The following is a 17,917-nucleotide window of genomic DNA, read 5'->3' on the forward strand; positions in this document are numbered from 1 at the left end:
TCAGGCCTCGACGACCTCGACGTTGACCACGTCTTCGATCACGGGGTTGGACAGCAGGGTCTCGGCGGCTTCGCGGGCCTGGGCCAGGATTGCGTCGGTCACCTCGCCGTCAACCGTCAGTTCGAAGCGCTTGCCCTGGCGGACAGAGCTAAAGCTGGTGAAGCCGAGACGGGGGAGCGCACCTACGATCGCCTTCCCCTGCGGGTCCAGAATCTCGGGCTTGGGCATGACGTCAACAACGATCCGGGGCATCCGGCAACTCCTGTGCGTGAGCTTTGGGTAAGGGCGCAGCGGAGTGGTGCCGTCTTACGCCGTTCCGGAAGTGTTGGGGACCTGCTGTTTTGAACAGTCTTCAAACAGTGTCTCGTACAGTGAGGACGGGCGCTCCGCGAGCTTGCAAGCCCATTCTACCGGCCGCAGCGCTGGACCCCGTATTCGGTGGGCTCCGTCACTGTCATCGCCTGGGGAGGTCCGCCCGGGAGTAAATAACGACGGCGGCTCTGGCCCCGCGGAAGCAGCGTCACTAGGATGGCGGGATGGCTGAAAAATCGAAATCCGTACTGTTGCCTGTGATGGCCGTTGCCGTATTCGCCGGGTTGGGCCGCATGGTCATGCAGAAGATCAAAGCCGACAGGGCGGCCCGGGAAAACCGGGTAGCCGGACCCGTGGACGAAAAGACCCGTCAGTGGATCAGCGACGTGGTGCGCACTCCCAGGCAGTAGGCTGCCCGGAACCAAAAACAAAATAAGTCTTGAAGCGGGCGTCCCTCAACGGGGCGCCCGCTTTTGCGTGGCCTCCGGGGCGCTCGTTTGGTCTGCTTCCGGAAACTCTAGCCATGTGACGCTCTACACATTAGGGTCATAGGACGTCGTATGTGGCACGTGGTATCCCTTGGAGGCCCGCCGCCCGCATGGCTAAATTCTCCCGATTCCGCCGCCGACGCGCGGCGCCTTGAAAGGACATGGATTTGCGATTTTTCACCCCACGGAGCAGACACAGACGCCTCTCCCACACGGCAGGAGCCGGGCTGGTAGCGCTGGCGCTGCTGGCAGGATCCAGTGTTGCCGCGCAGGCCGCGCCCATCCCGCCGAACGATCCGGCATCGGCCCCGGGCAGTTTCACCGAGGCCAACATTGGTGCCGATCGCACGGCGGCAAACTTCTTCTACCGGATCCCGGCCTTGACGTACTTGGGCAATAATGTGGTCCTCGCCGCGTGGGACGGGCGTCCCGGCAGTGCTGCGGATGCCCCTAACGCCAACTCGATCGTGCAGCGCCGCAGCACTGACGGCGGCCAGACCTGGGGAGGCGTACAGGTCATCACCGCAGGTCGGGTGGGCGACGCCAGCACTCCAAAGTACGGCTACAGCGATCCCTCGTACGTTTACGACGCCGAGGCCGGCAAAGTCTTCGCGTTCTTCGTCTTCTCCAAGGACCAGGGTTTTGGCGGTAGCCAGTTCGGAAATGACGACGCCGACCGCACCGTCATCTCCTCGGCCGTCATCGAGTCCGCGGACGGCGGAATCACCTGGAGCCAGCCGCGCCTCATCACCAACGTCACCAAGCCGGGGACCAGCAAGACCAGCCCGGTCGCCGGCGATGTGCGCTCCAACTTCGCGTCCTCCGGCGAAGGCATCCAACTCAAATACGGTCAGTACAAGGGCAGGCTTATCCAGCAGTACGCGGGCGATGTCCGCCAGGCAGACGGCACCAACAAAATCCAGGCCTACAGCGTCTACTCGGACGATCACGGCGCCACCTGGCACAAGGGTGCGAACGTGGGTGACCGGATGGATGAGAACAAAACGGTTGAACTTTCAGACGGCCGCGTCCTGCTGAACTCCCGGGACAACGCCAACCAGGGCTACCGCAAGGTGGCCATCTCCACCGACGGCGGTGCCACCTATGGTCCCGTCACCCAGGATACCGAACTGCCGGACCCGGCCAACAACGGCGCCATCGCCCGCATGTTCCCCTCCGCTGCGCAGGGCTCGGCGGACGCCAAGAAGCTCATCTTCACAAACTCCAACTCCAAGGCCGGGCGCGAAAACGTTTCAGCCCGCATCTCCTGCGACGACGGCGCCACCTGGCCCGGCGTGCGGACCGTCCGCTCCGGGTTCTCTGCCTACAGCACCGTTTCCCGGCTGGAGGACGGCAAGTTTGGCGTCCTGTACGAGGGCAACTACACGGACAACATCCAGTTCGCGAAATTCGACGATGCCTGGCTGAACTACGCCTGCGCACCGCTGTCCGTCCCCGCCGTCACCACTGCACCCAGTGCCACGTCGCAGGTAGCGGTCACCGTCACCAACCAGGAGGCAGCCACCCTCTCCGGCGGGACTGCGACGGTCTACACCCCCTCCGGCTGGACCGCCACCACGGTGCCCGTGCCCGATGTTGCGCCCGGCGCCTCGGCCACGGTCACCGTTGCCCTGACGGCACCGGCGAACGCCAGCGGACCGCAAAGCCTTAATGCTGCATTCACGACGGCGGATGGCCGGGTTTCGCAGTTCACGTTCATCGCCACCGTTCCGGTGGCCCCACAGGTTGGCCTCACCATTACCGGAACGGCACCCACCCGCGATGTCGTCACCAGCCTGTACCAGGCGGGTGAGGTGCTGAGCTATTCGCTGAACGTCAAGAGCACGGGGAATGTCACCGCCAACGCCGTCCCGGTTTCCGGTACCTTCGACTCCGGCTTCCTGCCGCCGACGGCACCGAACTGCCGCTTCAACAACCTGGCCGCCGGTGCCAGCTACAACTGCACCACCGCAAAGCACACGCTGACGGCCGAAGACATCGCCCGCGGCTACTTCGTGCCGGAAGCGAGCTTTGCCATCACAGCCAGCGCGACGCCGTCGCTCACCAAGAATGTGCCGTTTACCGGCGCTGCCGTGGCCTTGCGCGACGGACTGCTGGCCGCTGACATCAACGGTGCGCGTGCCGACGTCGGCCGTGATCTTGCCACCCAGCCGTACGCTGCAGGTGACACGGTCCCGTATGCCTTCACCGTGAACAACACAAGCCCGCTCCTGGAAAAGGTGGTCCCCACCGCAGGCAACTTCAGCCCCTTCGTCCCCGACGGGCCGGGGAACTGCCGCTACAGCGCATTGCCCGCCGGACAGGGCTATACCTGCGCGACGCCCCGCCACACCGTGACGGCGGAGGAATTCGAGCAGGGCTTCTTCGTCCCGAAGACCACGTGGGATGTCAGCGCCGCGGGCCAGACCACCAGAACGTATGCGGTCAACGGGGGCGAAGTGGACCTGAAGGTCCGCGACGCCCAGCTTGCGGGCACCGTCGCCTCGGAATGGAACGACGTCGACGGCGACCGCTTCGCCAGCGCAGGCGACACTGTTATCTATACGTACACCGTGGGCAACGCCGGTAACGTCTCACTGACCGGACTTAACGCCCCGGATGCTTCGATCAGCCAGGATGCCCTGGCTATCGGCGGCACCGTGACGGCAACACTCGAGCACGTCCTGACTGCAGATGACATTGCGGCGGGCAAGCTCGGCGCGGTCGCGTTCGAAGCCTCCGCGTCGAACGGCGCGAAATCTGTCTCGACCACTGTGAGCGGGGGCGACGTGGTGCTGGACCTGAAGCCGGTGCAGCCGGGGACGGATCCGGTCCTGGCCGTCCAGGACCTCGACGAGCAAACGGCTCCCTTCGATCTGGGCACGCTGGACAAGTACCACAACGGCCAGAAAGTCACCCTGAAGGGCCTCGACTATGGCCAGTGGTACTACGTGTACCTGAACAAAAAGAGCTACCGTGTCGGCTGGCTCTTCCCCACCACGGACAACACCGTTGAGTTCATCCTGTCCTCCGATGTGCGGAACGGCCGAGACGACGTGGTGGTGCTGGACCAGGACGGCAAGCAGGTTTCCTTCGATCGGCTGCAGGTAACGCCCAAGGGCTAAAGCAACACTGATTCGCTGCACCGGGCCCCCGAGTGGGCTGGACCTGAAAAGTCCGGCCGCTCGGGGGCCTCTGCGTTGCCTCGGTTGGGGCACCAGGAATCCGGTGAGGCAACACATGGCAACTCCTTGACCGGGCGAACGCCCAGCGGACTCAATGGAGTTGCCCCGGGAACTCCCAGCAAGCGCCCCGCGGTGTCCAATCAAAGGAGATATGAGACATGAAAACGAGCACACAGAAGAGGGTCAGCAGAACCCTCCGCGTGGGCGTGGTTGCGGCATTGGCGCTGGGGTTAACAGTGCCGACTGCCGCCACCGCTGAGGACCTGCCGTGGATGAACAGAGCGCTGTCAGCCGAGCAGCGTTCGGACCTGCTGATCGATGCGATGAACCTCGACCAGAAGATCCAACAAATCGCCATGAAGCCCGTCGCCAACACCAACATCCCCAACTGTGAGTTTTCCGCGCAGGGACGCCACGTGGAGGGGATTCCCGAACTCGCCATTCCCACCCTGCGCATGACCAACGGCCCATTCGGCAACGGCGACTGCCGCGTTGCCCCCACCTCCACCGGCCTGACCAGCGCCTTGTCGGTTGCCTCGTCCTTCGATCCCGACGTTTCGACGGCGTGGGGAGACATCATCGGCCAGGAAACCCGCGCCAGTGCCCACAACGTGTTGCTCACGCCGGGAATCAACCTGGGCCGTGTGGCCAACGCCGGCCGCAATTTCGAGTACTTCGGCGAAGACCCTTACCTCGCCGGCGTCATGGCCGTCGCCCAAGTGAACGCGGTGCAGGCGCACGGGGTCCAGTCGGTTGCCAAGCACTTCGCCGCGAACGAGCAGGAGACCGGCCGCAACACCATGGACACCATCGTGGAAGACCGGACCATGCACGAGCTCTACATGCTGCCGTTCGAGATGACCATCCAGGAAGCCAACCTCGCATCCGTGATGTGCTCATATCCGCACCTGAACGGTGTTTATGCCTGTGAAAACAAGGAACTGCTGACGGACTGGCTACGGGACGACCTCGGTTTCGAGGGTTACGTCATGTCGGATCGCGGCGCAACCCACAGCACTGCACCGGCGATTAAGGCGGGCCTCGACCTTGAGTTCGCCAGCCCGCGCTGGTTCACCCCCGAACTCATCAAAGCGGCGCTCGCGTCCGGCGATCTCGTTGAAGCCGACATTGACCAGCAACTCGACCGCCGCTTCACGGTGATGTTCGAACTGGGGCAGTTTGATGACCCGATCAACTCCCTGACGCCCATCGACTTCGCCACCAACGGACAGCGGATCCAGGACATCGGTGAGCAGGGCAGCGTGCTGTTGAAGAACGACAACCGCGCCCTGCCGCTGAAGGCGGAAGCACTCAACTCAGTGGCCCTGATCGGGGCACCAACCTTCGCAGGTGCCGCAAAATTCAATTCCCAGGGACCCTCCGACGCCATCGTCGTGACCTCCCCCTACACGGTGACTCCCGAGCAGGGGCTGAACAATGCACTCGGCGCGCTCGGTTCAGACGCAACGGTAACCTACAACAACGCCAGTGATATCGTGGCCGCCGCGGCTCTGGCAGCCAAGTCCGACGTCGCCGTCGTGATGGTTGGTGACATCTCCCGTGAAGGCGTTGACCGCACGTCACTCGCCCTCCCCGTCCGCGACGGCGTCAACCAGGATGCCTTGGTGGCGGCGGTCGTCGCGGCGAATCCCAATACCGTTGTTGTCCTCAAGAACGGCGGGCCCGTTCTCCTTCCGTGGCTTGACTCCGTCCCGGCCGTCCTCGAAGCCTGGTACCCGGCGCAGGAGGACGGAAACATAGTCGCCAACCTGCTGTTTGGCATCGAAAACCCGTCCGGCAAATTGCCCATCAGTTTTCCCACCCAGGAACGCGAAGCAGCATTTGCCAAGACTGCCCAGTTCCCGGGCATTGACCCCGACGGCGCCGGCCCCCTGCCGCTGACTGCTACCTACAGCGAGGGCCTGGAAATGGGGTACCGCTGGTACGACGCCAACAACGTCAAGCCGACGTTTGCCTTTGGACACGGCCTGTCCTACACCGACTTCGAGATCTCGAAGCTGGTGGTGACCCCGAAGACGACCGACGGGACCCACAAGATTGACGTGTCCTTCTTCATCGAGAACACCGGCGACGTTGCCGGTGCCGAAGTAGGCCAGGTCTATCTGGGCCTCCCCGCTTCCGCGAACCAGCCGCCCAAGCGGCTGGTCGGGTTCGACAAGGTCACACTGAATCCCGGCGAAAAGCAGCGCGTCACAGTGACCATCGACCCCGGTGCCTCCAACCACCCGTTGTCGGTATGGGACGAGGCTTCCGACAAGTGGGCTACTCCGAACGGCGAGTACACCGTGTACGTCGGCAACTCTTCGGACAACGTCGCCTTACAGCAGACCATCACCATCCGCACCCCGGGAGGAAAGTAGCAAAGTTCGACTACGCGTACACCAACGGCGTGGGCGATGACTACGTGTTCGGCTTCGGTCTGAGCTACAAGGACTGACCTCCCGCACAACCGGCCCCGGGGCCGGCGTTCCCTCGAACTGAAGGAGCGCCGGTCCCGGACGCGTTTCCCGCGGTAATAGAGGTGACTTACGAGTCAAACTGGTTGACATAGCCAGGCAACCGGTTGCATGATCTGGTAAGTCGTATTCCGCGACTCTCAAAGATGAGAGAAGGTGGACCTTTGCTGGACCGAAGCCTGCCCACCATTTACGACGTGGCGCGCGCCGCCGCGGTTTCCCCCTCAACAGTTTCGCGGGCCTTTGCCCGTCCCGGCCGCGTCAGCCACGGCACTGCGGAGCGCATCTTTGCCGCCGCCGCAGAGGTGGGTTACAGGTCCACCCACGTAGCCGGCAACCTGCACCCCGCCGGCGAAAAACGGTCAGTGATTGCCCTCGTCATTGCGGACATGCGTAACCCTGTGTTTGCCGAAATTGCCCGCGGCGCGGAGGCTGCCGCGGCGGCAAACGGTTACGTGATGCTGCTGGCGCACACGCAGGAATCCGAACGGCGGGAACGCCTCGCCATTGAGCGGCTGCTGCCTGTTGTGGACGGGATTGTCCTAACGAGTTCCAGGATGCCGGACCTCGCCATCCGGATGATTGCCAGGCAGAAACCCACCATCGTGATGAACCGGGTCGTCTCTGATGTGCCCAGCGTGGTCTCGGACAATGCCAGCGGAATACGGCGTGCAGCCGAGCACCTGCGGGATCTGGGCCACCACAGCATCGCCTACCTTGCGGGTCCCGAAGCGTCGTGGGCCGATGGCATGCGCTGGCGTTCCCTGCGTGAGGCAGCCTCAGAGTTGGAACTGGGGGTACGCCGTCTGGGCCCGGGCGTGCCCACGGTCCGCGGTGGCGAGGACGCGGCCCCGGAATGGCTGCAGAACCAGAGCTCCGCCGTGATCGCCTACAACGACCAGATGGCAATGGGCTTCATCCGCGCTCTCCAACAGCGGGGCATCAGCGTTCCGGACGAGATCAGCGTGGTGGGCTTCGACAACAGCTATGAAACAGGCCTCGTTTCTCCAGCGCTGACCACCGTGGAAGCTCCGCTGTACGCACTCGGATCAAGCGCGGTCACCAACTTGTTGGCATTTGCCCGGGGTGCGCAGTCCCAGTCCGGACAACCGCTGGTCCTGCCAACGCGCCTCATAGTGCGGGGATCCACGACGATCCCGGGCGGTCTTCCGGCATCGGCTTGAAAGTTGGATGATTGACCCAAAACACGGATGTGTTCTATGTCATATTCAGCTCTCAGTCTGTACTGTTTGTAACGGCTGGTCACAGCATTACAAAACCTGTAATGCGATATGCCGTTCCAGCTGTTCCAGACCGGCACCGTGGCCGGCCGTTCCTCGTGAAAGGTGTAGTCGCTCGTGAAACCAACTGCAAAACGCCCCATGCGGGGCAGGGGACTCCGGAAAGCAACGGCATTTGCCGTTGGCTTGCCGCTGCTCCTCACCTCGATGGCGATGAGCCCCGCTACCGCGGCGCCCGCCGGGCTGAACACGGCAATATCCGCACAGAAATCTGCGGCGAGTGACTTCAAGGATGGCCGCTACATTGTGGTCATGGCAGCCAAGGCCGCGGCCGCCTATGAAGGGGAGACCCCCGGCCTGCTGTCTACCAAGCCACAGAACGGCCGGAAGCTTGACGCCGGCAGCCCTAACTACAAGGCCTACGACGCGCACCTCCGCAAAACCCAGCAGGACGTGGCCGCCCAACAGGGTGTGACGCCGTCGAAACAGTTCACGGCGGCCCTGAACGGGTTCACGGCAGAACTGACGGCAGCGCAGGCAGCCGAACTTTCCAAGGACGCCCAAGTACTGGCGGTTGAGCCCGACGTCGAAAATGCCCCCGACTACACCACCAACGACTTCCTGAAGCTGACCGGCGAGGAAGGTGCCTGGGAAACCCGGTTCGGCGGCGAGGAGAACGCTGGCAAGGGGGTGGTGGTTGGTGTGATCGATTCGGGCTATGCCCCGGATAATCCGTTCCTGAAAGGTGAGCAGGTTCAGCCGCTGAGCGGCCCCGCACAGATGGGCGTGCCGTACCGCACTCCCGAAGGCCGGATCGCCATGCTCAAGGCGGATGGCACCACCTTCGTAGGCGAGTGCCAGAAGGGTGTGGGCACCGGTGCGGCGTTCGACGGGACGCTGTGCAATTCCAAGGTCCTCAGTGCCCGCTACTTCGCGGACGCTTACCTGCAGTCCGTGAAGCCGGCAAACCGTGCTCCCCAGGAACTCATCTCCCCGGTGGATGTAGGCAGCCACGGCACGCACACGGCCACCACAGCGGCCGGCAACGCCAATGTTGAGCAGGTGCTTGACGGTATGAGCTTTGGCAAGAGCTCCGGCGTCGCACCCGCTGCCAAGGTTTCGGTCTATAAGATCTGCTGGGAAGATGACAATCCGGCCACCGGCGGCTGCTACACCTCTGCATCCGTCGAAGCCATCGACGCCGCCATCAAGGACGGCGTTGATGTCCTGAACTACTCCATCTCAGGCAATACGGACAGCACCACTGATCCCGTGGCGCTGGCCTTCCTTAATGCTGCCGCGGCCGGCGTCTTCATCGCCGCCTCCGCCGGCAACTCCGGACCGGGCGCCTCCACCGTCAACCATGCATCGCCGTGGCTGACCACGGTGGCGGCGTCCACCTTCCCCAGCGAACTGCTCGGAACAGTCAAAGTTTCGGACGGAACCCTGTACCGCGGGGCCTCCATCATGAAAACCGAAGTCACGGACAAGCCCGTGATTGTCGCTGCAGACGCTGCAGCCGCAGGTGCAGCCAACCCGAACCTGTGCGGCCCGGGCACCCTCGATGCGGCCAAGGTGACCGGCAAGGTCGTAGTCTGCGACCGCGGCGTAGTGGACCGGACGGCCAAGAGCCTTGAGATCCAGAACAAGGGCGGGGTGGGCATGATCCTGGTCAACCTCACCAACAGCTCGGAAGACGCCGACAACCACGTCATCCCCACGGTCCACGTCAATGCCCCGGAGAGCCTGGAACTGAAGTCCAAGCTCGCCGGTAATACCGCCCTGACGGTCAGTCTCGTCAAGGGCGACCTGACCGGCGAACCGCTGCCTCCCGCACCGCAGGTGGCCGGGTTCTCGTCCCGAGGCCCCACCCTGGCTTCCGGCGGCGACCTGCTCAAGCCGGACATTTCCGCCCCCGGCGTCAACGTCCTTGCCGGCGTTTCCACCATCGGCAACAAGGGCGCCCAGTTCGGGTTTATGTCAGGCACGTCCATGGCAGCACCGCACATCGCCGGTTTCGGCGCACTGGTGCTCAGCAAGCAGCCTCGCTGGAGCCCTGCGACGGTCAAATCCGCCATGATGACCACCGCCTACCCGCTGGTCAACGCTGACGGCACTCCCAACCGGAACCCGTTCGACGGCGGTGCCGGCCACATCGACTCCCTCCGTGTGCTCGATCCCGGCCTGGTCTACGACGCGGGCATCAAGGACTGGCTGGGTTTCCTGAACGGGCAGGGTGTAGCTACGGGAGCACCGCAGGCCGGGACGGTCGCCGCCCAGGACCTGAACCTGCCGTCGATAGCGTTGGGCAGCCTGGTGGGTGAAGTGCAGGTCAAACGTCAGCTGACCGCGCTTGTTCCGGGTATGTACCGGCCGCAGGTGGAGCTGCCCGGCTTCAGCGTCAACGTTGAACCCAAGGCGTTGAACTTCGCCAAGGCAGGCCAAACCCGCGAAGTAACTCTCACCATCCGCAACGTCAGCGGGCCCGTTGGTAAGTTCACCACCGGCACATTGACCTGGAAGGGACCGCGGACCGTCACCTCACCCATCGCGGTGCGGCCTGTTGATGCGCGGATCGCGCCGTCCTTCTCCTTCAGTTCTGCCACCGGGACTGGCAGCGGAACCCTGGACCTCGTGTCCGGCTCCGATGATCCCCTAGCCGTGGCAGTGGAGGGTCTGGCTCCGATGAGCCAGACCGCCGTTTCCAGGACACCGGGTGCGTACGCGCCAACCAATGACGCGCACAACGCGCTGCTGAGCGTGACGGTTCCTGCGGGCGCCACCTTCGCACGCATCGGTATCCAGGCGGCAACGAACGACGTCGACTGGGACATGGTGGTTTACGCGCCGGATGCTTCAGGCAAGCTTGTGGCCACACAGGTGGCGACGGCGTCGGCTAGTGAGTTCCTTGAACTCGAGTCGCCGCAGGCGGGCACCTACTTCATCGTGGCCAACCTTTACTCCACACCGGACAAAGGTGCCGCGACGGCAACGGTCCAGGCGGCTGCCCTCTCGGGAGACGCCGGGAACCTTACGGTCACGCCGAACCCCATCGTGGCACCGAACGGCACAGCGACGGCAGCAACGCTGAAGTGGACGAAGCTCTCGGAGGGCTCCTACCTGTCCCGCCTCAAGCTGGGTGAAAACGGCATCAAAACCCTGGTCAACGTCCAGGTTGGTGCCGGTACACCGGCACCCCCGGCGGGCGCCCCGCTGATGGCGCCCGCGGATAGGATCCCGGCCGGCTGAGGCGGGGGAGAGGAAGCAAATAGCACCATCAGGGCGTCCCGGTCAGCATTGCTGGCCGGGACGCTTCAGGTCCGGGAAGATCCGGTTGTACCGGATTTCCCGGTTTCGGGTGTCCCGCCAAGCAGCGCGGACAGAGTGTTCCAGCGGGCGATCTCGCAGCCGTCCGTCCGCCGGAAAACCGTCCGCACCTGGCGTCCGTGAAAGCCTCCGGTGACTTCCGCAACCTGAGGTCCGCCGTACTGCTGGGTGCAAAGTTTGGGCGGCCCGGGTTTGGGGAAGAAGATGTCCTCGCCGAACCGCTCCACTGCCTCCAGCGCGGCCTCGGGTGCAGGCAGGGTGGAGCTGTCCAAGGCCCTGCCGCCCGCTGCCACCAGGCGGAATACGTACTCGCCGGCATCAGGTTCCTCCCGGAGCCTGATAGTCAGGTCCACGCCGTCCGTGGGGTCAGGGGCCGATGTGCCGGTCACGGCGTTGCAGTCCCGGTGAGCGGGGCCAGTGCCTCTGCCAGGCGCCCGCGGAGTAGAGCGGCCTCCGCCGCGAAGGCCCGCTGGTGCTCCACGTAGGCAGCTTTGCCCTCGGGCGTTTCGATCGCTATGGGTGGGTAGCCCCACTCTTCGAGGTCATAGGGCGAGGCCTGCATGTCCATGGTCCGGATCCGCCAGGACAGTTCGAAGCAGTCCATGACCAGCTCGCTGGGCAGTGCGGGCAGCAGTTTGTAGGCCCACTTGTAGAGGTCCATGTTGGCGTGCAGGCACCCCGGCTGTTCCATGTGCCGCTGGTTTTCGCGGCTGGGTGACAGCTCGTTGAGTCCGGTGGCGTCAGGAGTGTAGAACCGGAAGGCATCGAAGTGCGAGCAGCGGATGCGGTTGTCCTCCACCACCTTGTCCGTGCCGGCGGAGCCCAGTCTCAGCTGCAGGTATTCGTGGCGCAGGTCGAATTTGTCCTGGCGGTAGACCATGGCCCATTCGTGCAACCCGAAGCAGCCGAACTGGGCCGGCCGGGTAGCGGTCCCGCGGAGGATGATGTCTGCGAACGCCACTGCCTCACGCCGGTCGGCCAAGAAGGCGCCGCGATCAAAGGTGACCGCCACGCTCCCCGCCGGCAGCCCGGCGGCGGCGAGTTCGCCGTCGTCGAGCGTTCTGTAGTGCTTCCACCCGCTGCGGACGGCCGCACCTTCGCCGGTGAGTACGACGCCGGCGCCCGGGTGCCAGCGCAGCAGCTGGCCGGGTTTCTGGGTGTAGTAGGTGAAGAGGAAGTCCTCCACGGGGTGTTTCCGTCCCGCCGAGCGGCGGGCAAGGTAAGGATCGGAGTAACGGCGGACGCGTTGCTGGTGCGCTTCTTCACGGGAGTGCAAAGCATCGGCCGTTAGCAGGCTAAGTTGCTCCACCGGTGGTACCCAGGACGTCCTCGGCTGCTTTCCAGGCTCCTATTTCGCAGCCGTTGGTCAGGGCGAAAGCGGCTTCCACGGGGGTGTCGTCCACAATGCCGGTCACCGTTGCGGTCTGCGGCCCGCCGTACTGCTCGGTGCAGACACGTTTGGCGTCCCTTGGGGCGGGGCTGAGGAGGGCTGCGTTGTTCTTCAGAGCGGCGCAGGCGGCATCAGCGCTGGGGTGTTTGCTTTCCGCGGCGGGGACTCCGTCACGGCAGACGAGGGTGTAGTTGACGGCCGGCTCGGTAGCGGACGGCTTCACCATAATGGCAAGCTCCGCGTTGCCGGCGCCGGGGCCCGCCGTCGGGGCCGGGAGTGCCGTTGGGGACGGCGCGGGAACGGTGGTCTCGGTGTCCGGAGACGGGGTGTTTGACGCGCTTTGGGAGGCGGATGAACTGGCCGTCGGGCTGCCGGATGATGGTGCGGGGTTATCGGGCGTCGCCGTGCACGCGGCGAGCCCGGCCACGGCGAGAATCGCCAAGAACGGCCGTACTGTTCGCAAAGGCATGAACCCTCCTAGGTTGCTGCCATTTTACGCGCTGCCGGCGTCCGCGTGATCTGCCCCCGTAGCGGCGATGAGCGCCATCATCGAGCTGTGCAGCTCACCTACCTGTTCGCGGGTCAGGCCCAACCGGTTCATCATGGTGCCCGGGACTGCCAGCGCCTGCTGCCGCAGCTCGGCGCCGGCGCGAGTCAGGCCCACTGCCAGGCTGCGTTCATTCCCGTCCACCCGCTGGCGCGTGACGAAGCCCGCTTCCTCAAGCCGCCGAAGAAGCGGTGAGATGGTTGCCGGTGCTTGGGCCAGGGCTTCACTGATGTTCCGCAGTGTCCGCGGGGCCGACTCCCATAGGCAAAGCATCACGAGATACTGCGGGTGCGTCAGGCCCAGCTTGTCCAGGACCGGCTTGTAGGCGCCTACCACGCTCCTGGATGCCACGGTGAGTGCAAAGCAGAGTTGCTGCTCCAGCAGGAGATCGTTGTCCTGATGGAGCGCGGCGTCAGAAATGGCCGTCATCACAGTCCTCCAATAGTTAGTGCCCTAATTATTAGCGTACACTGGACTCAGAAATTCGTTCTATCGAAGGGTTCACTTCCATGGGCAAAGGCAACTCGGCGGACAACGCGAACGGGTCCCAGCGGTTTATGCGTGCCATGGGCAAGCTCCGGGTTATTCTCGGGCCGGCCAACCGCAGTTCCCTGGTGCATGACATGACCGAAGAGAACCGGGCTCTCCTGGTCCAGCGTGAGCGCGAAACCCAGCAGTGGGAAACGGTCACCCGCCCGGACGGCAGCACGTATGTGGTGCCCCGGAACCCGGGCGACCAGTCCCTGCGCTGACCTCCACGGCCACTCCGTCCGGACCGGCACCTGCGGGTCCTTTTTTGGGTCCCGGGCGTAAAATAAGGGCACTGACTCCATGAGGGGTCAGTAGCTCTTCGCCCGTATTGCGGGAAGGGGGTGGAAATTATGGGACACGCGCTCACTGGTTTTATGAACGTGACCGACAGGCTCCGTTTTGTCTTCGGACCGGCAACGCGTCTTGACTCGGATGCACCCGTGGTCCACAAACATGACGAGTTCGAACTAGCCTCTGACGAGGATCTGTCGCACTTCGTAGTGGAAACGGACACCGAGGGGCATCACTACGCGGTTCGCCGCGAAGACATGGACAAAATGGTCTGACCCCCGCCTCCGTTTAAAAAAGAAATGTTCTGGTGGCCGGCGAGACCGGCCTCCAGAACATCCTCATGATTCCGCAGAAAATTAACCCCTAGCGGCCGGTGCCGCCGTAAACGGTTGCCTCGTCTTCGCTGTCCAGGTCGAAGGCCTTGTGGATCGCGCGGACGGCGTCATCGAGAAGGTCGGCGTGGGTGACCACGGAGATCCGAATCTCTGACGTCGAGATCATGTTGATGTTGATCCCTGCGTCGGACAGGGCCTTGAAGAATGTTGCGGAGACGCCGGGGTGGGACCGCATGCCGGCTCCGATGAGGGACAGCTTGCCGATCTTTTCGTTGTACTCGATGTTCTCGAAACCGATCTCCGGCTGCGCGGCCTTGAGTGCGGCCAGCGCTTCCGCGCCCTCAACGATGGGCAGCGTGAAGGAAATGTCCGTCTTGCCCGTGCCATGCGTGGAAACGTTCTGCACGATCATGTCGATGTTCGAGTGGGCATCGGCGATGACCTGGAAGATGGCGGCGGCCTTGCCGGGGATATCCGGCACGCCCACAACGGTGACCTTGGCTTCGGAACGGTCATGTGCGACGCCGGAGATGATTGGCTGCTCCAAGGCAACTCCCTCTTGAGTGGTGATCTTGTCTTCGGCGCTGGGGATGACCCAGGTGCCTTCGTTCTGGCTGAATGAGGACCTGACATGCAGGGGCACGCCGAACCTACGCGCGTATTCGACGCAGCGCAGATGCAGGATCTTTGCGCCGGACGCGGCAAGCTCCAGCATTTCCTCGCTGGAGATTGTGTCGATCTTCCGGGCAGAATGAACCACCCGGGGGTCGGCGGTGTAGATGCCGTCCACGTCGGTGTAGATTTCGCAGACGTCGGCTTCCAGCGCTGCCGCCAAAGCCACGGCAGTGGTGTCCGAGCCGCCGCGGCCAAGTGTGGTGATTTCGTGGGTGGTGCGGCTCATTCCCTGGAACCCGGCCACGATGGCGATGTGCCCCTTGTCCAGGGACGTGCGGATGCGGTGCGGATCGACGTCGATGATGCGCGCCTTGCCGTGGATGCCGTCCGTGATCATGCCGGCCTGGGAACCGGTGAAGGACTGGGCGGAGGCGCCCAGTTTGTTGATGGCCATGGCCAGAAGGGCCATGGAGATGCGTTCACCGGCGGAGAGGAGCATGTCCATTTCGCGGGCGGGGGCGGAGTCGGTGACCTGGCCGGCGAGGTCCAGCAGCTCGTCGGTGGTGTCACCCATCGCGGAGACGACGACCACCACTTCGTTGCCGGCCCGCTGCGCGTCGACCACGCGCTTGGCGACGCGCTTGACGCCGTCGGCATCCGAAACGGACGAGCCGCCGAACTTCTGCACGATGAGCTGTTTGGTGACGGCACCGCCTTCGGGCAGCGGCTCCTGCTGCGTGGCTGCGTGCACTTCGGACGTGGGCGTACTCATGCGCGTACCTTCACTGGATCAATCGGAGTTCGGGAGGTCAGGCACGGCCATTTGCGGCTGGACGGCGTGACGTGTTCAGGCCAGTTTATCGCCGCGGGCCGCGGGCAGGGAATTGTGACCGAATCTCAGCCTTCCGGCGGATACTGCGCCGGCACCCCCGCGCGTAGTCTCAGACAGTCAGTATGCATGCAACGGCGTGGGGGACAGGTGCTCGGGGAATGACAGCAAATCAGGACGACATGGACTTACCGGCGCGGCCGGGGGGCCCTGACGCCGGCGGTATTACGGCGACGGCGGTGAGCCGCAGCTTCGGGCAGGTGCACGCCGTCGAGCATATGGATCTCCATGCTCCGGCTGGAAAAGTTACCGCCCTGATCGGGCCCAACGGGGCCGGCAAAACGACGTTGTTGCTGATGCTGGCTTCACTGCTGGCACCGGATTCCGGCACCATCACGGTGGAGGGGCTTGATCCTCAGCACCACCGTGCCGAGGTGCGGGGGCGGATCGGTTGGATGCCGGACACGCTGGGCGTGTGGGAGTCCCTGACAGCCCGCGAGATCCTCACCCAGATGGCACGCTTCTACCAGTTGCCCAAGGCCGGGATGGCGCAGCGGGTCGCGGAAATGCTGGACCGCGTCCGCCTGAGCGACCTCGCCGACCAGCCTGCCAGGGTCCTCTCCCGGGGGCAGCAGCAGCGCCTGAGCCTGGCCCGCGCCCTCATCCACGATCCGTCCGTTCTGCTCCTCGACGAGCCGGCGTCCGGCCTGGACCCGGGATCACGGGTGGAGCTGCGCGTGATGCTGCGGCAGCTTGCGGCGGAAGGAAAGGCCATTGTGGTTTCGTCCCACGTGCTCAGCGAGCTTGACGAAATCGCCGACGCCGCCGTGTTTGTTAACCGCGGACGCACCATCCGGCAGCAAACCACCGACGAGGCGGCCGCCGCCGGCCGGCGTTACGCCATTTCGGCGACTGACGGCGCAGCGCTCGCCGCGAAGCTCACCGAACTGGGCCTGACGTTCCGGGTGGAGGACGGCCGCCGGCCGGCCGTCAGCCTGATGCTGATGAACGACGACGACGCCGCCCGCCTCCTGCGCGACCTGGTGCTCGCCGGCGTCGCGGTCAGGTCATTCGCCCCCGCCTCGGGTGCCTTGGAAGAGACGTACATGAACCTCGAGGGGGAGCGGCGATGAGCCAACTGACAGAATCAACGCAGCGCCCACCGGCCCCCGCCCGCGGCGCCGGCTACCTCGGCGGTATTTGGGACGTGGTGGTCCTGGAACTCAAGCAGCGGCTCCGTTCACGCGGCTGGTACATCATGCTGGGCATCTGGTTCATCCTGACCGGGCTGGTGACTTGGCTGACGTGGGCCGCCTGGAATGCCCAACGCGAAGCACAGCGATCCTATTCAGGCTTCATGCCGCCGGAGACAGGGCCAGGGTCCATGATCTTCGAAGTGGTGCTGGCCTTCGTCCTCCTGTTCGCGTTGCTGGTGGCGCCTGCCCTGTCTGCCAACGCCGTTAACGGCGACCGCGCCGGCGGCACCCTTGCCATCCTGCAGGTGACCCTGCTCCGGCCCGGGCAGATCCTGTGGGGCAAATTCTTCGCCGCCTGGGCAGCCGCCCTGGCATTCCTGGTGGCCAGCACGCCCTTCCTGATTATCGGCGTCGCCCTTGGCGGCATGACGCCCGGCCACGTTGTGGTGGCACTGCTGATGCTGGCGGTTGAAGTGGGCGTGGTGAGTGCCATCGGCGTCGGAATCTCCGCGCTCGCAGGACGCCCGCTGTTCTCCATTGTGGTCACGTACCTTGCCGTGGCCGGACTGGTGTTCGGCTCCCTCATTGCTTTCGGGCTGGGAACCGGGCTCTCACAGGGCACCATCATGGCCAACCAGGCACAGTACCGCAGCTACTCGCCTTACGTGCCGCTGGAGGAGCAGCCCGCACCCATGGAACCCGAATACACGTGCTCCGGGCCTCTGCGGGCACAACCCGCCGTGCACACCGATCGGGTGGCGTGGATGCTGGCCATGAACCCCTACGTGGTGGTGGCCGATGCCATCCCGTACCCGGTCCGGACGCCGAATGCTTTCGGTATGTCATCACCGGTGGGGGCAATCGAGTCCATCAGCCAGGGTGCGCGCTACGCCATGGCAGGGCCGGAAGGCACGTTCCCGTGTGCAAACGGCGAAGCCAAGCCCCGGTATCTGGCGCAGTCCACGCCTTTGTGGCCTCTGGGGTTGGGCCTGCAGCTTGTCCTTGCAGGGCTGCTGATGTGGCTGGGGTGGCGCTCGCTGCGCACCCCCGCTCATAGGCTTGCGCGGGGAACGCGCATCGCCTGAGCCGGATACTGGACAGGTCCGCCCCGGCGGATCACGATTGGAAGTGCCGGACGGACCGCCGGTGACCG

General features: G+C 64.5%; 15 protein-coding genes. 9 read left to right on the plus strand and 6 right to left on the minus strand.

The features are described from left to right. Complete coding sequence (gene purS / locus AC1MCD_RS02385; protein ID WP_056631212.1) at positions 1-252, minus strand: phosphoribosylformylglycinamidine synthase subunit PurS; 252 nt, start codon at positions 250-252, stop codon at positions 1-3. Between the two features lie 284 nt (positions 253-536). On the opposite strand from purS, the gene AC1MCD_RS02390 reads away from it, so the two are divergent. From AC1MCD_RS02390 to AC1MCD_RS02410, 5 genes are all read left to right on the plus strand, one after another. Continuing rightward, positions 537-722, plus strand: a complete 186-nt coding sequence (locus tag AC1MCD_RS02390) for a hypothetical protein (RefSeq protein ID WP_498675536.1) — start codon at positions 537-539, stop codon at positions 720-722. Positions 723-961: 239 nt separating this feature from the next. Next, positions 962-3,925, plus strand: a complete 2,964-nt coding sequence (locus tag AC1MCD_RS02395) for an exo-alpha-sialidase (RefSeq protein WP_498675538.1) — start codon at positions 962-964, stop codon at positions 3,923-3,925. A 218-nt stretch (positions 3,926-4,143) separates the two neighbouring features. Continuing rightward, positions 4,144-6,366 carry a beta-glucosidase gene (locus AC1MCD_RS02400; protein WP_498675541.1) on the plus strand — a complete coding sequence of 741 codons (2,223 nt, stop codon included), beginning with the start codon at positions 4,144-4,146 and terminating at the stop codon, positions 6,364-6,366. Between the two features lie 260 nt (positions 6,367-6,626). Continuing rightward, complete coding sequence (locus AC1MCD_RS02405; RefSeq protein ID WP_498675543.1) at positions 6,627-7,646, plus strand: LacI family DNA-binding transcriptional regulator; 1,020 nt, start codon at positions 6,627-6,629, stop codon at positions 7,644-7,646. 198 nt (positions 7,647-7,844) lie between these two features. After that, positions 7,845-10,952, plus strand: coding sequence for a S8 family serine peptidase (locus AC1MCD_RS02410; protein ID WP_498678500.1), 3,108 nt, complete (start codon positions 7,845-7,847; stop codon positions 10,950-10,952). A 65-nt stretch (positions 10,953-11,017) separates the two neighbouring features. Here the strand turns inward: AC1MCD_RS02410 and AC1MCD_RS02415 are convergent, their stop codons facing one another. From AC1MCD_RS02415 to AC1MCD_RS02430, 4 genes are read right to left on the minus strand one after another with little or no spacing between them, the layout of a single operon-like run. Then, positions 11,018-11,419 (minus strand): serine protease inhibitor, encoded by a 402-nt coding sequence (locus AC1MCD_RS02415; RefSeq protein WP_498675546.1) that lies wholly within the window; start codon positions 11,417-11,419, stop codon positions 11,018-11,020. Next, positions 11,416-12,339: a 3-methyladenine DNA glycosylase gene (locus tag AC1MCD_RS02420; protein WP_498675548.1), complete on the minus strand. Its 924-nt coding sequence runs from the start codon at positions 12,337-12,339 to the stop codon at positions 11,416-11,418. The genes AC1MCD_RS02415 and AC1MCD_RS02420 overlap by 4 nt, the downstream gene beginning before the upstream one ends. Continuing rightward, positions 12,326-12,889, minus strand: coding sequence for an SSI family serine proteinase inhibitor (locus AC1MCD_RS02425; protein WP_498675550.1), 564 nt, complete (start codon positions 12,887-12,889; stop codon positions 12,326-12,328). Before AC1MCD_RS02425 ends, AC1MCD_RS02420 begins: the two co-directional genes overlap by 14 nt. Positions 12,890-12,913: 24 nt before the next feature. Further along, positions 12,914-13,396 (minus strand): MarR family winged helix-turn-helix transcriptional regulator, encoded by a 483-nt coding sequence (locus tag AC1MCD_RS02430; RefSeq protein ID WP_498675551.1) that lies wholly within the window; start codon positions 13,394-13,396, stop codon positions 12,914-12,916. Between the two features lie 80 nt (positions 13,397-13,476). Here AC1MCD_RS02430 and AC1MCD_RS02435 point away from each other — a divergent pair, with 80 nt between their 5' ends. After that, positions 13,477-13,719 (plus strand): hypothetical protein, encoded by a 243-nt coding sequence (locus AC1MCD_RS02435; protein ID WP_498675553.1) that lies wholly within the window; start codon positions 13,477-13,479, stop codon positions 13,717-13,719. Between the two features lie 129 nt (positions 13,720-13,848). After that, entirely contained in the window at positions 13,849-14,064 is a 216-nt protein-coding gene (locus AC1MCD_RS02440) for a hypothetical protein (protein ID WP_498675554.1), read from the plus strand. Between the two features lie 88 nt (positions 14,065-14,152). On the opposite strand, the gene AC1MCD_RS02445 is transcribed toward AC1MCD_RS02440, so the two are convergent. Then, positions 14,153-15,511 carry an aspartate kinase gene (locus AC1MCD_RS02445; protein ID WP_498675555.1) on the minus strand — a complete coding sequence of 453 codons (1,359 nt, stop codon included), beginning with the start codon at positions 15,509-15,511 and terminating at the stop codon, positions 14,153-14,155. Between the two features lie 218 nt (positions 15,512-15,729). Here AC1MCD_RS02445 and AC1MCD_RS02450 point away from each other — a divergent pair, with 218 nt between their 5' ends. After that, the gene (locus tag AC1MCD_RS02450) at positions 15,730-16,701 is read left to right on the plus strand and encodes an ABC transporter ATP-binding protein (protein ID WP_498675557.1); all 972 of its coding nucleotides are present in this window, start codon (positions 15,730-15,732) and stop codon (positions 16,699-16,701) included. Next, the gene (locus AC1MCD_RS02455; RefSeq protein WP_498675560.1) at positions 16,698-17,849 is read left to right on the plus strand and encodes an ABC transporter permease; all 1,152 of its coding nucleotides are present in this window, start codon (positions 16,698-16,700) and stop codon (positions 17,847-17,849) included. The genes AC1MCD_RS02450 and AC1MCD_RS02455 overlap by 4 nt, the downstream gene beginning before the upstream one ends. The last annotated feature ends 68 nt before the right edge of the window (positions 17,850-17,917 follow it).

The sequence above is a fragment of the Arthrobacter sp. BF1 genome (genome assembly GCF_056680215.1).